Genomic DNA, 14,677 nt, shown 5'->3' with positions numbered 1-14,677 from the left:
TGTGCCGGTGCCGGTGCCGGTGCCCTGCAGGCTCGGCTCCGCAGGCGCAGGATCAGTGCCCGCAGGTGCAAGACCCTCCGCCGCAGCAGGCCGATGCCGCACCTCCGTGCGCCTGCGAGGACTCCGGCACGTCCATGGCCGGGTTCTGATCGAGGAACCCTGCGGGCTTGAACCAGAAGCCGGCGTAGTCGACGGGCATGATGGGCCAGTCCTCGGGGCGGGGGAAGTGCGTCAGGCCGAAGGTGTGCCAGAGCACGATGTCCTGTCCGTCGATGTCACGGTCCGCGGCGGCGTACTCCGGCAGTCCGGAGCCGCCCTGATGGGCGTTCGGGTAGCGACCGGCCGGCCAGATCTGCCCCGGCTCGAAGCGCGTCGCCCACAGGTGCTTCGTCGCGAAGGCGGCGCGCGCGGCGACGGAGGACTCCGGGTCGGCCATCAGCAGCGCGGTCGGCTCCGGGATCAGGTGGTACGCCGTGGGTCGGCCGACGTGGTTCGTCCGCGAGGCGCTCTGCACCTCCCAGACCCGCGCCACAGAGGAGTCCGCGTCGCGCTGCGCATCCGACTCCGTGCGCAGCGGTGTCTCCGACCATGTGAAGGCGTTGCCGAAGGGGTTGTCCTCGCCCATCGGGATGCGCTGGGCATCCACCTCGACGAGCCGGTTGTCCTCGCCGTCGATCGCGACGTCGAGGCGCGCGCAGAACAGGTGCTGGTGGACCGGGGCGAACACGCCGGGCGCGAGTTCGGTCGCATGCCTCTGCCGCACGCCGGGTTCACCCGCACCGGCGAACACGATGCCCGTGGCTTTGGCGACGACCTCGATCGAGCCGTCGAGGCCGAAGTTCCAGTAGAAGCCGTAGTCGTAGTTGCCGATCGTGGAGAAGTACGACACCACGAACCGACGGGAGCGGCGCACGTCGGAGCGACCGGCGAGGTCGGTGTGCTTCCAGAGGATGCCGTAATCCTCCTCGTGCATGCAGATCACGTTCGGGATCCGTACCGGGTGGCCGTGGTCGTCGGCGACGTAGCCGTCGACGTACCGGATCACACCGAGGCAGTCGCAGCCGAGCTCGAGGTGGTTGGCGTTCTTGCCGAGCAGGTATTCGCCGGCGTCGAAGTAGCTGATCCAGAAGCGTCCGGGAGCGGTGTCGCCGTAGGGGACCACCATCTCCGGAACGCTCGCCCTGCTCAGCACGGATCGTCCCTGGAACGTGACGTCGTGCAGCACGAGTCCCTCGCGGGCGTTGAAGTCGACGCGCATCGACCAGCCCTCCCACTCCACGAGCGACCCGGTGACGGAGAAGCTGGGCCCCTCCGGCTGGGTGATCTCGATGGGCTTCAGAGTGGTGCGCGCCTCGCCCTGCACTTCGGGGTAGTAGTTGCCGTGTCCGGCCGGCACGGGCACGTCGCCGTGGTCCTCGACGCGGATCACGCTGTTCGAGGTGAGGTCGATGTGCACGATGAGACCTTCGACCGGGTGCGCCCACGGGGAGTCGTGCTCGTCGTACTTGAGGAACGTCAGCGAGCGGATCACCCGGCGGCCCACCTCGTCGGCACGCCCGGTGTATCCGGGAGCGAGGGGGCCGCAGAAGGCGAGAGCCATGTGCTCCTCGAGCCCCCGACGCTTCATCGCGGCCTGCCATTCCGGCGAGGCCTTCGCGATGCTCTCCGCGCGCTCGTACTCCTCGAACAGATACTGCGGCTGTCCGTAGGGCGGGGCGTCGTTCGGCACCCGGTGCGTGCGCAGCACCTCACGACGGGTGATCGAGACCACGACCTCCGTGGCGATCCCGGTGGCGATGTCGAGCAGTGTCACGTCGACGCGGCGGTCGACGGGGGATCCGGCGGTCCACGTCGCGAGCTCGTCCTTGGTGGGCTCGTCGGGGAGCAGCATCGGCACGCGGGTGGTCGCCGTCATCAGACCAGCGGCGTCGAGCACCTCACGGGCGGCGGCGATCTCGGTTCCGGTGAGGGGATCGTGCGGGTGCGGAGCGGCGATCTTCCCGATCGACACGGGCTGCGGAGCATGGTGGGACATCATCGACCTCACTATTTTCGAGCGACTGCTCAATAAACGGGTTGGCACGATGATAGGGCCGACAGCCCGTCCTTCGCAACGGGGCGTCTTACCGACGAGGCGTGCGGAGGGGGTCTCAGGCGCGCCAGGGGGCGAGCGCGGCGTCGAGCACGGCGAGGTGCGCGGCGGCGGACTGCGGCTCCGTGACCTCGACGATCTGCTGCCCGTAGGTGATGGAGCGCAGCAGCGTAACGATCGTCTCGGTCGGGGTGTCGGTGCGCAGCTCGCCGTCCTCGACCGCCTCGCGCAGCGCGAGCCGGGTGCTCTCCTGCCAGGTGGCGAGGGTGGGTACCGCCGCGTCCGGCGCGGGGGCGAGTGCTGCGAGGCGCCCCCAGAATCCGACCACGACGTGCGCCTCGGTGCGGGTGCGCTCATCGATCGGGAGCACCTCGCGCATGAGTGCGTGGAGGCGGGGGAGGCCGCGAAGTCCTGCCGTGGCCGCGGCGATGCGCTCCTCGGTGCGCCGGGTCACCTCGGTCGCGGCTGCGCGCACGACCTCGTCGAAGCCGTCGAAGTAGTGCCAGAGTGCACCCGTCGCGACGCCCAGCTCCTTCGCGACCGCCCGCGATGACACGCTCTCGTGTCCGTCGCGAGCGGCGACGGCGAGCAGCGCCTCGGCGATCTGCCTGCGGCGCTCATCGTGGTCGACGATGCGGGGCATGACTCCATCCTGGCGCATGGCGTCGAGACCTGCGGCATTGCGGTCTAGCTTTATTGAGCGATTGATCAATATACTGCGGCTGTGGATCACCTCCTCCCCGCAGCATCGTGGCTGATGGCCGCGGCGGCGATCGTCTCGGCCGCCGCTACAGCGGCGCTCTGGCGCGCCGTGCCCTGGCAGGGGCGGCAGGCATCGCTCATCATGGCTGCAGCCATGCTCGTGCTCGCGGCGACCGACGGCCGCAACCCGCTGGTCGGGCTCGTCCTGGGTGCGGTGCTGCTGGCCTCGGCCATGGTGGGCACGATGGGGGTGCGCGGCACGGCGGCGGCGGCGAGCTGCTGTCATCGAGCGCTGGTCTCCCTGGTGATGGCGATGTGCGCGTTCGACGGAGCGGTGGCGGCAGATCCGGTCGGAGGAGGCGCCTCGGCATCCGTGTCGTCCGGTCACGGCGGGCACGGGCTGTCGGGAGTGCTGTCGGTGCTCGTGCTGGTCGGAGTCGTCGGGGTCGTGCTGTGGACGGTCGTCGCGGAGTGGTTCGTCGCTCCCGTGCATCGAGGTCGCACGGCGCGTCTGCTCACCGTCGAGTCGTGGGCGATGGCTGCCGGCGTCGCTGTCATGTGCCTCGGATTCTGAGCGGAGCTCTCAGACGACCGCGGCCGGGCGCACGAACGCCCACGCGGCGACCGCGGCGACGGCCGCAGCCACGGTCATCGTCACCGCCATCGTGACCGCGTTCGTGCCGCCGACTCCCGCGGCGATCGGCGCGAGCACGGGGCCGAACAGGAACGTCGACATGCCGAGCAGGGCAGAGGCGGTGCCCGCTCGTGCTCCGTGGTGGGCGAGCGCGAGGGTCTGGCCGTTGGGGCCACCCAGCCCCGAGCACAGCATGAAGCCGATCAACGCGGCGACGATGCCCGTGACGCCGACATCGGAGAGGGCGAGCGCCAGGAATGCGGTCGTCGCGACCAGCGTGGCCGAGATGCCGCCGAGGTACACGCGCAGCGGGCCCCATCTGCCGACCACGAGACGGCTGAGCTGGCTGCCGGCGATGCTGGCCAGCGCTCCGGCCGCGAAAGCGAGGCTGAACGACTGCGGGCTCAGGCCGAATTCGTCCTGCAGCACGAACGACGACATCGACAGGTAGGTGAAGAAGGCGACACCGCCTCCTGCCGCGGCGCACAGCACGGCCACGAACAGACGATCGCGGACGACGGCCCCGGCATGGAGTCCGAGCGTGCGCAGACCTCCGCCGTGACGGGCGGTGGCAGGCAGGGTCTCCGGCAGGGCGAGCACGACGACCAGGAGCAGCACGACACCCACCGCGCTGAGCACGCCGAAGATGCCTCGCCAATCCATGATCAGTGCGAGTTGACCGCCGACCACGGGTGCGACGATCGGCGCGGTGCCCGAGACCAGGAACAACAGCGACAGCATGCGCGACAGCTCGACGCCCTCGAACTGGTCGCGGGCGATCGCGAGGCAGATCACGATGCCGGCCGACCCCGCGAGACCCTGCAGGAAGCGGACCACCAGCAGGACCTCGATCGACGGGGCGAGAGCACACAGGAGGGAGAGCACGGCGAAGGCCGAGACGCCCACCATGAGCGGGAGCCTCCTGCCGAGACGATCGCTGAGCGGCCCGGCGACGAGCTGGCCGAGGCCGAGGCCGATCATGCACGCCGACATCGTCGCCTGAGCGAGCGCCCCGGTGGTGTCGAGGGACGCGGCGAGCTGCGGCAGCTGGGGCAGATACAGATCCATCGACAGCGGACCGAACGCCTCCAGCATGCCGAGCACGAGCATGGCCCGCAGCGTTCCCATCCGCGGGCGCGGGGTCGGTCCGGACGAGGTGATGCTCATCCGTCCAGGCGCAGGGTGCGCCGCAGCCAGCTGTCGCGAGCGGCGACGGCCGCCCGTGAGACCTCCGCTTCGGGGGAGAAGCCGGAGAACCCGTGATAGCCGCCGGCCCAGACGTGCAGCTCCGCGCGGCCTCCCGTCGCCCAGATGCGCAGGGCGTAGTCGACCGCCTCGTCTCGGAACGTCTCGGCCGCTCCGACCTCGATGAACGCGGGCGCGAGGCCGGACAGGTCGTCGGCGCGCGTGGGCGAGGTGTACGGGGAGACCCGGTCCGTGCCGCGGTCGGATCCGGTGATGGCGTTCCAGGCCGTGTCGTTGTTGTGGCGATCCCAGGCGCCGAACCCGTCGTACTGGCGACTGGAGACGGTGTCGTTGCGGTCGTCGAGCATCGGGCAGCCGAGCAGCTGTCCTGCCAGGCGTGGGCCGCCGCGGTCACGTGTCATCAGGGCGACGGCAGCGGAGAGCCCGCCGCCCGCGCTCATGCCGGAGGCGATGATGCGGTCCGGGTCGATGCCGAGCTCGTCGGCGTGCGCGGCCATCCACTCCAATGCCGCGTAGCAGTCCTCCGCCTGTGCGGGACCGGGATGCTCGGGGGCCAGGCGGTACTCGACGGCGACGCCGATCACGCCGTGGCGTTCCGCGAGGTCGATGAGCTCGCCCGTGCCGAAGAACCGGGTGCCGAGGACCATGCCGCCGCCGTGGATCGACAGCACGGCCGGCGCCGGTGCATACGCGGGTGAGGTCGGGCGGACGATCGTGACCTCGATGTCGGGTGCGCCGTCGGGGCCCGGGATGGTCCGGTCCTCCCAGGTGACCGCCCGCCCGGCGGCCTGTGTCGCCATGGGCGGGATGATGGTCGCGAAGTGGTCGCGGTTGGCGTGGATCGTCTCGGCGCGCAGCGGGATCACCTCGACGAGGTCGACGAACGCGGTCAGCCCCGGGACGAGCGCGGGGTCGTACGGCACCGGCGCGGGGGCGGTCATCGGGCTTCCCGCCAGATCCGGCGCAGCCAGGAGGCGCGGGTGGCGAGGGCCGCGCGCGAGATCTCGGCATCCGGCATGTACATGTCGAAGCCGTGCGCGCCACCGCCCCACACGTGCAACTCCGCCTGACCGCCGGTGGCCCAGATGCGCAGGGCGTACTCGGTGTCCTCGTCGCGGAAGGCCTCCGCCTCGCCGACCTCGATGAAGGCGGGTGGGAGGGAGGCGAGGTCGGTCGCACGGCTCGGAGCGGCGTACGCCGGGGCTTCCGGGCTGAAGGCGAGGTCGTCGCCGAGCACGCACGACCAGGCGAGCAGGTTCATCTCCCGCTGCCAGGTTCCGATGCCGTCGTACTGGCGGCTCGCGACGGTGGTGTTCGTGTTGTCGATCATCGGGCACAGCAGCAGCTGCCCTGCCATGACCGGTCCGCGCCGGTCGCGGGCCATCAGCGCGACGGCCGCCGTGAGGCCACCACCGGCGCTGCCGCCTCCGACCACGATGCGATCGGGGTCGATCCCGAGGTCGGCGGCGTGGACGTGCACCCAGAGGAAGGCGGCGTAGCAGTCTTCGACTCCGGCCGGGAAAGGGTCCTCCGGCGCGAGACGGTACTCGACGTTCACTGCGACGACGTGGTGCTCGGCGACGATGTCGACCACGCGGCCGGTCTCCCAGGAGCGGTGTCCGACGATCATGCCCCCACCGTGGATGTTCACGAAGCCGGGGAGCACCTCGTGCGCGGTGCCGACGGGACGGAACACCGTGATCTCGATGTCAGGGGCGCCGGCGGGGCCGGGGATGATCCGGTCCTCCCACTCGATCGCACGTCCGGCAATCACGGCGTCGTTGTCGGGGAACATGCGGTCGGTGCCCTCGCGCGGGAGGGTGTCGCGGGTCAGCGCCGGCTGCGGGTTCCTGTCGAGCTCATCGAGCACGGCCTGCACCTCGGGGTCGAACGGCACGGGGGTGAGGGTGGGGCGTCCGGCGGCGGTGGCGGTGGCGGTGGGGGTGGTCATGGGTCTCCTTGCGAGGCTTCGGGCGGGCACGGTCGCGGGGCGATGTTCAGGGGCCCTCGGGGTCGACGACGTCGCGGTCGGCCCAGAACGGTTCGACGAGTTCGCGGAGCGTCGTGGCGCCGACGCGCTCGACCAGCGCGGCGGCGTCGAGGTTCGCCCGCAGCTGCGCGACGCTCGATGCGCCGAAGAGCGTGGTCGTGAGGGCGGGATGCGTGAGGGTGAACGCCAGGCCGAGCTGTGCGGGCGAGACGTCGAGCGATTCCGCGAGCGCCGTGAACGCGGGCACGTCGGCGATGATCCGCGTTCGGATGTCTCCGGGGTCGCGGCCGATCTGCCGGTCGCCGTTCACCTTTCCGGCGAGCACGCCGCCTTCCAGGCAGTCCGAAGCCTGCAGGGTGAGGCCCTGCTCCCACAGGCGGGCGAACGGGGCGCCGTCGGGGATCGAGCGTCGGGACACGCTGTACTTCAGCTGTGCGATCTGCGGGCCGGCGACCCCCTCTCGTGCGGCGAGGTCGATCAGGGTCTGGATGCTCGAGGCCGACCAGTTGTTCACGCCCCACGCGCGGATGAGTCCGGCTTCGGTGAGTCGGGCGAGATCGATCACGAGGTCGCGCAGGTCGAGGTCGTCCCGCCGCAGGTCGCCCAGGATCACGAGGTCGGCGTGCTCGACGCCCACCCGCATCAGGGCGTTCTCGAGCTGCGGGCGGAAGCCGTCGGCGTCGAAGGCCTCGAGCCACAGCTTCGACGACAGCAGCCAGTCCTCACGGGCGAGACCGGCGGCGCGGACCATGGCGGAGAAGATAACATCCGTGAACACGGGCGGGGCGCCGGGCGCGGAGTACACGCCGACGTCGAAGAGGTTGACACCGCGCTCCACGGCCTCCCGCAGCATGGCCACCGCGTCGGCGAAGTCCATGCGGTCGTAAGTGTGCCAGGAGCCGAGGGAGAACAGCGAGGCGTCGATGCCGCTGCGACCGATCTCGCGGCGGGGGACGGTGCGGAGGGGAGTGGTCATCGGAGGCTCACATTCTCGGGTCGATGACGGCCTTGACCTCATCGAGGTGGTGCATGCGGGCGATCTTGTCCGAGGCGTCGGCGAGACCGACGGGGGCGCTGAACAGGGCGTCCCACGGGTAGCGATCGGCGAAGGCGGCGAAGAAGTCGATAGCCCTGGCGTAGTCCGAGATGTCGCCGTTCAGCGAGCCGACCACCGTGAGCTCCTTGCCCATGATCGTGCTGAGGGCGAAGCCGTCGCCCGCTGGTCCCGTGGAGCCGACGATCGCGATAGTGCCGCGCTGCGCGGCCATGCCGACGGCGTCGGGGCCGACGCTCGGTGCCCCGGCGAAGTCGAAGACGTGGTCGGCGCCGAGGTCGCCGGTGAGCTCGAGAACCTGATCCACGACGGGTCCGTCGCGGAAGTCGACGACGGCATCCGCACCGAAGCGCGCGGCGAGCTCGAGGCGGACGGCGGGAGCGCCGACCGTGATGACGCGACCCGCACCGGCGATCTTCGCGACGGCGGTGGCGAAGATGCCGAGGGCTCCGGACCCCTGGACCACGACGGTCGAGCCTGGACGGATGCGGCCCGCGCGCTCGAAGGCGCGCAGCACGGTCTTCGCCGCGCATCCCGCCATCGACGCCCACGTGTCCTTGACCGTCGGCGGCAGGAGCAGCTTGGCTGCACCGGGGGTGACGTAGGCGTACTCGGAGAGCCCCGCGGTGGCGAACGGGTGCACATCGGCGCGCTGCAGGAATCCGTAGCCGCGGCGCGAGCAGGCGACGGGTTCGCGCAGCACGACGCAGCCGTGGCACTCCCCGCAGGTCGACTCCGACCAGCCGATGCGGTCGCCGGCGGAGAGCGGTCGACTCAGCGCATCGCGGGTATCCGTGCCGACGGCGACGATCTCGCCGACCATCTCGTGCCCGAGGACCATGGGCAGCATGCCGGGGAAGGTCATCCTCCCCTCCCAGATCTCGATGTCGGTGCCGCAGAGCGTGGTGCAGGCGATGCGCACGAGCGCGGCGCCCGGTTCGACCTCGCTCGGAAGGGGGAGCTCCTGCAGTGTGAGGGGTTCGCCGTGGGCGGTGAGCACGGCGGCGCGGGTGAGGGTGGGTATCGACATGGGGGTCCTCTCAGACCAGGAGCTGGCCACCGTCGACGGCGACGGAGACTCCGGTGATGTGGTTGGCGGCGTCGCTCGCGAGGAACAGCACGAGCGGCGTGATCTGGTCGACCTCGGCGATGCTCCCGAGGGGGATGCGGGACTCCCAGGCGGCTCGGGCGTCGGGGTCGGAGGCGAAGCCGGCCGTCAGCGGGGTGAGGACCGGACCCGGTGCGACGGCGTTCACGCGCACTCCCGAGGCGGAGAGCTCGAGGGCGGCGGTGCGGGTGAAGGCGTCGACCGCGGCCTTCGTCGCCTCGTAGTGTCCGAGGCCCGCGGTGGGCTGGCGGGCGCCGATCGAGGAGATGTTGACGATCGAACCGTGCCCCGCCTCGGCCAGCAGTGCGCCGAAGACGTGGAGCATGAGGAACGTGCCGCGCACGTTGACGCGGAGGACGGCATCCACCACATCCACCGGTACCTCCTGCAGCGTGCCGCCACCAGCGACGATGCCGGCGTTGTTGACCAGCACGTCGATGCCGCCGGACTCCCTGACCCGCTCGGCCGCCGCTCGCACCGACGCTTCGTCGCCGATGTCGAGGGGGAGCGGGGTGGCGCCGATCTCGGCGGCGACGGCGGCGGCTGCGTCGGCGTCCACGTCGCCGATGAACACCTCGTCGCCGGCCGTGCGGAAGGCGGTGGCGATGCCGCGGCCGAGCCCGGACGCCCCTCCGGTGACCAGGATGCGGCGGGGGGAAACGGTCATGTTCGTCCTCACTGACGGGTGTTCTGACGGGATGAGTCCGTTATATTCTACAAACATAGAAAAACACAACCCCGTGCCACGAGACGGCGAAGGAGCCCTCATGCCCGATCCGACATATCCCCGCACACCCCTGTTCTCGGGCGGAGCGCCGGTGCCGCCGCTCGCCCTGGGGTCGTGGAACACCTGGGATCGCATGGAGCGGGACGAGGCGGTCGCCCTCATCCGGCGCGCGGTGGAGCTCGATGCGGGGTTCTTCGACGTCGCGTACTACAACATGGGTCCGCACGCCGAGAACTCCCGCACCGACATCCTGTTCGGCGAGGCGCTGCGGGCGAGCGGCGTCGACCGCGCGGACATCGTGCTGTGCGGGAAGCTCTGGCTGTGGGACTGGCCGAACCAGGGGTTCCGTGCGCAACTCGTGGAGTCGCTGCAGCGGGCCGGCCTCGACCGGTTCGACACCCTCGTGGTGGGCGACTACCTCGATGCCCCCGACCTGCCGCGGCTCGTGGCCGACGTGAACGCGCTGATCGACGAAGGTCTCGTCGGTTCCTGGGGCATCAACAACTGGCGCATCGAGCACACGCGGCAGGCACTCGCGGAATCCGAGGCTCAGGGGGTGGCCCGACCGGTGTTCGCACAGTTGAAGTACGGCATCGCTCGCCGGTCGATGGCGGAAGGCGACGCCTACGGGCCGCTGTTCGCCGACGGCACGCTCACCCTCCAGGCGTCGGACGTGTTCGAGGGAGGCATCCTCGCCACCGGACGGATGCCGGAACGGAAGATCGGTGCCGACGTCGGCGGGATCCGTGAGCGGATCGCGGCCGTCTACCCCGAGGTCGCGCGGGTCGCCGAGGGGTTCGGCGTGACGCCGGCAGCACTCGGCATCGCTTTCTGCCTGTCCAACCCCGCGACGGCGAACGTGCTGTTCGGCGCCTCACGCGTCGCACAGCTCGAGCTCAACCATGCCGCCCTCGCGCTGGCGCGCGACCACGGCGACGAGGTGCGCACCGCCCTCGCCGACTGCTGGGTCGACCGCGGAGTGCGGGCGGATGGAGCGTGGTGAGTGGTGGGGGGGTGCGGGTCGTGCTTACGACTCGCGCTCGCGGGCGAGTGATACGGCGCGGTCGAAGGTCGACACGATGACCTGTCGCCGGTCGATGCGATAGTCGTCGTCGGGTTCGAGCTCGTCGATGTACTCGTCCCACACGCGGACGTATCGATCCCGCCACCCTTCGAGCGTGCTGCGGGAGGGGAAGGTCGCCCCCACGCGACCTGCGGACGCGATGTCGGTGAGGATCTCGAGCCACGCCGGGGCCATGGATCCTCCCCACTCGTCCGGCTGCAGCTCGGTGTCGTCGTCCTCGTCCGCGAACACCTCGGCGATCTTCGCGATCAGGTCGTCGGTGATCGCGCTCAGTCCGTCCGCGACGGTGTCGTCGTCGAAGTTCCCCGGTCCCCAGGTGCCCACGTCGTTCTCTTCTCTGTCGTACGGTGCGCTGTCGTCCGGTTATCTGTCGTCCGGTGCGGTTGCTCCAGTGAACCATGCGAGCATGATGCGCATGACGGGAACTGGAGAGAGCGAGTCCGTCGAGGTGCAGCTGACGGCTGGCGAAGCGCTGGTGCTCTTCGAATGGCTGGCCGCTGCCAACGAAAGTGATGCGCTCGTGGTGGATGAGGCGCAGCGGCGCGTGCTCTGGGATCTGGAGTCGCAGCTCGAGACGAAGCTCGTCGAGCCGTTCCTCCCCGGGTATCGTGCGCTGGTCGATGAGGCGCGGAATGCCGGAATGAGATCGAACATAACTTCGAATGTCGAGCGCTGATTCGGTAGAATCGAGGCATGTCGAAGTTGGCCGTGTTGCACGAGGCGATGTCCCGCCTCGATGCGGCGTGGGCCGACGCCGAGAGTTCGGAAGACCTCTCGCGTGAGCAGCTGATCACGGTGAGCACCTCGATCGGCGTGCTGCAACGCCGGCTGGACGCGGTGCACATCGAGGTCGCCGCATGCATCTCGCGGGAGTCGCGTCCGGAGCTGGGGGCGGAGAGCCTTGCGAAGCAGCAGGGCTTCCGGAATCCGGCGACCTTGATCGCGGCGACTGTCGGGGTGTCGCGCGGTGAGGCGCATCGGCTGGTGAAGGTCGGAGAGGCGGTCGCACCACGCGCCGGTCTCCTCGGTGGACCGCTGCCGGCGAGGTATCCGCTGATTCGGGAGGCGCTCGACGCGGGCGCACTCAGCGCTCAGGCGGCAGCGGTGATCATCGCGCTGCTCGACCGATGCCGCGTGGTGGTCGGTGTCGAGCGTGTCGCCGAAGCGGAGCGTGTGCTGGTCGAGAAGTCGGCGGCGCTCGCGGTCGACGACGTACGGAAGCTGGTCGTGCGGGCGGAAGCCTGGTTGGACCCGGATGGGGTGGAGTCGCGTCTCGAGGAGCAGCGTTCCCGACGATCCCTGACCATCCACGAGCGCGGCGGGATGGTGCATCTGAACGCCGTCCTCGATGCGGAGACTGCCGCGCCCGTCGTGACCGCCATCCGCGGCTACGTGAGCGCCGCATTCGCCGCCCGGAAGGATGCGACGGCCCCGGACGCGCCCGATGCCGATCGTCGCACCGTGCCGATGATCCAGGCCGATGCGCTCGCGGTGTTCGCCGGGCATGTGCTCGACTGTGAGGCTCGCGTGCCGTTGGCGGGCGCGACCGTCATCGTGCGGGTGGGTCTCGACGCCCTGGAAGCGGGTGCGGGATCGGCCGAGATCGACGGAATCGAGCAGCCCGTCAGCATCGGAGCTGCGCGGCGGATGGCTGCGGGCGGGGGAGTGATCCCGTGCGTACTCGGTACCGTGAGCGAGGTGCTCGACTGGGGGCGGGAGAAGCGCCTCTTCACGCGGTCGCAACGACTGGCCCTCGTGGAGAGGGACGGCGGCTGCGCCATGTGCGGACTCCCCCCGGAGATGACGAAGGCGCACCATATCCGCTGGTGGAGACGCGACCAGGGGCCGACTGACCTCTCGAACGGCGTGCTGCTGTGCGAGACCTGTCATCACCGCATCCACGACAACGGGTGGGGCATCCGCATCGGTGGCGGTGGCGGTGGCGGTAGCGGTGGCGGTGGCGGTGGTCGCGAAAAGGTGTGGTTCCTGCCGCCCGCCTCGGTTGATCCGGCGCGCACTCCGCGGCTGGGTGGGCGAGCACGCTTCGATGTCGCTGCCTGAGGATGTCGTTGCCTGAGAGGGGTGCTGCCTGAGGGTGGTGCTGCCTGAGGGTGGTGCTGCCTGAGGGTGGTGCTGCCTGAGGGTGGTGCTGCCTAAGGGTGGTGCTGCCTGGGGATGTCGCTGCCTGGGGATGTCGTCGCCTGAGAGTGGTGCTGCCTGAGGGTGGTGCTGCCTGAGAGGGGTGCTGCCTGAGAGGGGCGCTGCCTGAGGCGGGCGTCACCTGAACGGGGTGCCGATCTGCCGCTATGCCTGCGCGCTCGGACAAGCCCGGTGCGCCCTCGGGCATGGGGTGGGGCATCCGCAGCAAGAATCGCCCTTGCGCTCTTTTTCCACACCTGTAGACTAACCAGCGCGACACATCGAGGTGACGCCGGATCCGGCTACCGGCCAGCGGCACTCCGAGCCTTCTTCACCACCCTTGCACCCGAGAGAAGGAACCATGAAACGAATGCCCCTCGCGCTCGCCGCAGCCGTGGCCGCGACCCTCGCGCTCACCAGCTGCAGCGGCGGCGCAACGCCCTCCCCGTCCGACGGCAGCGCTGCCGAAGGCCCCGACGCCCTGAACATCGGCAACTTCCTCGACATCACGTCGTGGGATCCCTCCCTCGCCGACATCGGCTTCGACGGTCCGTACCTCTCCGCGGTCTACGACGCCCTGATCGCCCTCGACGCCGACGGCGAACCGATCCCGTCGCTGGCCACAGACTGGACGGTCGCCGACGACGACCTGAGCATCGACCTCGACATCCGCACCGACGCCGTGTTCAGCGACGGCACCCCGGTCGACGTCGACGCCGTCATCACCAGCCTCGAGTACCTGAAGGCGGGAGCGCGCTCCGGGGAGGCCTACGTCAACGTCGCCTCGTTCGAGAAGGTCGACGACGACACCGTGCGCATCGTGCTTACACAGCGCGATGACACGATCCTCTACTTCATGGGCCTCGGCCGCAGCTACGTGGCCTCGCCCGCGGCCATCGAGGCGGGAACACTCGGCAGCGAGCCGATCGGCTCCGGCCCGTACGTCCTCGACAGCGCCACGAGCGTCGCCGGTGCGGAGTACCACTTCACCAAGACCGCCGACTACTGGGATGCCGAGACCTATCCGTTCTCCGAGCTCGCGATCTACCCGATCACCGACGCCACCGCCCGGCACAACGCGATGCTCAGCGGCCAGATCAACGTGCAGTACGGCGACGTCGCCAACCTCGAGCAGGCGAAGCAGCAGGGCTGGAACACCGCGGAGCGCGTCTCCGGCTGGGCCGGACTCGTCATCACCGACCACACCGGCGCGAAGAGCGAGCCCCTCGGCAAGCTCGAGGTGCGCCAGGCCCTGAACTACGCCTTCGACGGCGCCGCGATCCTGGCCGCCGTCGGCAGCGGTGCCGGCGTCGCCACGAACCAGGTGTTCCCCGACGGCGGCACGGTCAACGACCCCGCCCTCAACGAGACCTACGCCTACAACATGGACAAGGCCAAGAAGCTGCTCGCCGACGCCGGCTACCCCGACGGGTTCGCGATCTCGATGCCCATGTCGCCGATCTTCGAGATGTGGAAGCCCTCCGCGGAGCAGGCGCTCAACGAGCTGGGTGTCACGGTCACCTGGGACAACATGCAGATGCCCGACTACCAGCTGAACGCGCCGAACTACCCGATGTTCATCTCGTTCCTCGCGATGGACGGCAACGACGTCGCGACGGTGGCCCGTCAGGTCACCAGCGTGCAGTGGTTCAACCCCGAACCCGACTATGCCCAGAACGAGGTCATCGCCCCGCTCGTCGACAAGGTGCAGAAGGAACGCGGCGACGCGCAGACCGACGCCGTCAAGGAGCTCAACAAGGCCCTCGTCGATCAGGCGTGGTGGTCGGTCTGGTACCAGGCCAACAACATCTACTACACGGCACCCGGCATCCAGCTGCAGCCCGTCGTCGGGATGATGTTCCCCACCCTGCGCTACATCACCCAGGGCTGATGCCCTCCGGGGGCGGCCACGACACGGCCGCCCCCGGGTCCTGCCCCCTC

At 70.0% G+C, this 14,677-nt stretch carries 14 protein-coding genes; 5 read left to right on the top strand and 9 right to left on the bottom strand.

Annotated features, from left to right (window positions below):
• Window positions 1–52 precede the first annotated feature (52 nt).
• On the bottom strand, window positions 53–2,038 hold the full coding sequence (locus AAY78_RS18365; RefSeq protein WP_046749701.1) for a primary-amine oxidase: 1,986 nt from the start codon (window positions 2,036–2,038) through the stop codon (window positions 53–55).
• Between the two features lie 112 nt (window positions 2,039–2,150).
• Window positions 2,151–2,735, bottom strand: a complete 585-nt coding sequence (locus AAY78_RS18360; RefSeq protein WP_046749700.1) for a TetR/AcrR family transcriptional regulator — start codon at window positions 2,733–2,735, stop codon at window positions 2,151–2,153.
• A gap of 81 nt (window positions 2,736–2,816) precedes the next feature.
• On the opposite strand from AAY78_RS18360, the gene AAY78_RS18355 reads away from it, so the two are divergent.
• Window positions 2,817–3,368: a hypothetical protein gene (locus tag AAY78_RS18355; RefSeq protein ID WP_046749699.1), complete on the top strand. Its 552-nt coding sequence runs from the start codon at window positions 2,817–2,819 to the stop codon at window positions 3,366–3,368.
• 9 nt (window positions 3,369–3,377) lie between these two features.
• Here the strand turns inward: AAY78_RS18355 and AAY78_RS18350 are convergent, their stop codons facing one another.
• From AAY78_RS18350 to AAY78_RS18325, 6 genes are read right to left on the bottom strand one after another with little or no spacing between them, the layout of a single operon-like run.
• Window positions 3,378–4,595, bottom strand: a complete 1,218-nt coding sequence (locus AAY78_RS18350) for a multidrug effflux MFS transporter (protein WP_231589752.1) — start codon at window positions 4,593–4,595, stop codon at window positions 3,378–3,380.
• Window positions 4,592–5,575: an alpha/beta hydrolase gene (locus AAY78_RS18345; protein ID WP_046749698.1), complete on the bottom strand. Its 984-nt coding sequence runs from the start codon at window positions 5,573–5,575 to the stop codon at window positions 4,592–4,594. Before AAY78_RS18345 ends, AAY78_RS18350 begins: the two co-directional genes overlap by 4 nt.
• A complete protein-coding gene (locus AAY78_RS18340) occupies window positions 5,572–6,585 on the bottom strand; it encodes an alpha/beta hydrolase (RefSeq protein ID WP_046749697.1) in 1,014 nt (337 codons plus the stop codon). The genes AAY78_RS18345 and AAY78_RS18340 overlap by 4 nt, the downstream gene beginning before the upstream one ends.
• A 46-nt stretch (window positions 6,586–6,631) precedes the next feature.
• On the bottom strand, window positions 6,632–7,600 hold the full coding sequence (locus AAY78_RS18335) for an aldo/keto reductase (RefSeq protein ID WP_046749696.1): 969 nt from the start codon (window positions 7,598–7,600) through the stop codon (window positions 6,632–6,634).
• Window positions 7,601–7,607: 7 nt separating this feature from the next.
• The gene (locus AAY78_RS18330; RefSeq protein WP_046749695.1) at window positions 7,608–8,708 is read right to left on the bottom strand and encodes a zinc-binding dehydrogenase; all 1,101 of its coding nucleotides are present in this window, start codon (window positions 8,706–8,708) and stop codon (window positions 7,608–7,610) included.
• Between the two features lie 10 nt (window positions 8,709–8,718).
• On the bottom strand, window positions 8,719–9,453 hold the full coding sequence (locus tag AAY78_RS18325) for an SDR family NAD(P)-dependent oxidoreductase (protein ID WP_046749694.1): 735 nt from the start codon (window positions 9,451–9,453) through the stop codon (window positions 8,719–8,721).
• Window positions 9,454–9,553: 100 nt separating this feature from the next.
• Between AAY78_RS18325 and AAY78_RS18320 the strand changes: the two genes are divergently transcribed.
• Window positions 9,554–10,516 (top strand): aldo/keto reductase, encoded by a 963-nt coding sequence (locus AAY78_RS18320; RefSeq protein ID WP_046749693.1) that lies wholly within the window; start codon window positions 9,554–9,556, stop codon window positions 10,514–10,516.
• Between the two features lie 24 nt (window positions 10,517–10,540).
• Here the strand turns inward: AAY78_RS18320 and AAY78_RS18315 are convergent, their stop codons facing one another.
• The gene (locus AAY78_RS18315; protein ID WP_046749692.1) at window positions 10,541–10,921 is read right to left on the bottom strand and encodes a hypothetical protein; all 381 of its coding nucleotides are present in this window, start codon (window positions 10,919–10,921) and stop codon (window positions 10,541–10,543) included.
• A gap of 91 nt (window positions 10,922–11,012) precedes the next feature.
• Between AAY78_RS18315 and AAY78_RS18310 the strand changes: the two genes are divergently transcribed.
• The 3 genes from AAY78_RS18310 (at window position 11,013) to AAY78_RS18300 (ending at window position 14,627) form a co-directional block, all read left to right on the top strand.
• Complete coding sequence (locus AAY78_RS18310; protein WP_046749691.1) at window positions 11,013–11,273, top strand: hypothetical protein; 261 nt, start codon at window positions 11,013–11,015, stop codon at window positions 11,271–11,273.
• Window positions 11,274–11,290: 17 nt separating this feature from the next.
• Window positions 11,291–12,658: an HNH endonuclease gene (locus tag AAY78_RS18305; RefSeq protein ID WP_046749690.1), complete on the top strand. Its 1,368-nt coding sequence runs from the start codon at window positions 11,291–11,293 to the stop codon at window positions 12,656–12,658.
• A gap of 439 nt (window positions 12,659–13,097) precedes the next feature.
• Window positions 13,098–14,627, top strand: a complete 1,530-nt coding sequence (locus tag AAY78_RS18300; protein WP_227750922.1) for an ABC transporter substrate-binding protein — start codon at window positions 13,098–13,100, stop codon at window positions 14,625–14,627.
• Window positions 14,628–14,677: the final 50 nt, after the last annotated feature.

This window comes from Microbacterium sp. Ag1, from assembly GCF_001005635.1.
In the GTDB taxonomy this organism is placed as follows: domain Bacteria; phylum Actinomycetota; class Actinomycetes; order Actinomycetales; family Microbacteriaceae; genus Microbacterium; species Microbacterium oxydans.
Note: the sequence above shows the minus strand (reverse complement) of the source record. Positions and strands in the feature narration are given on the sequence as shown.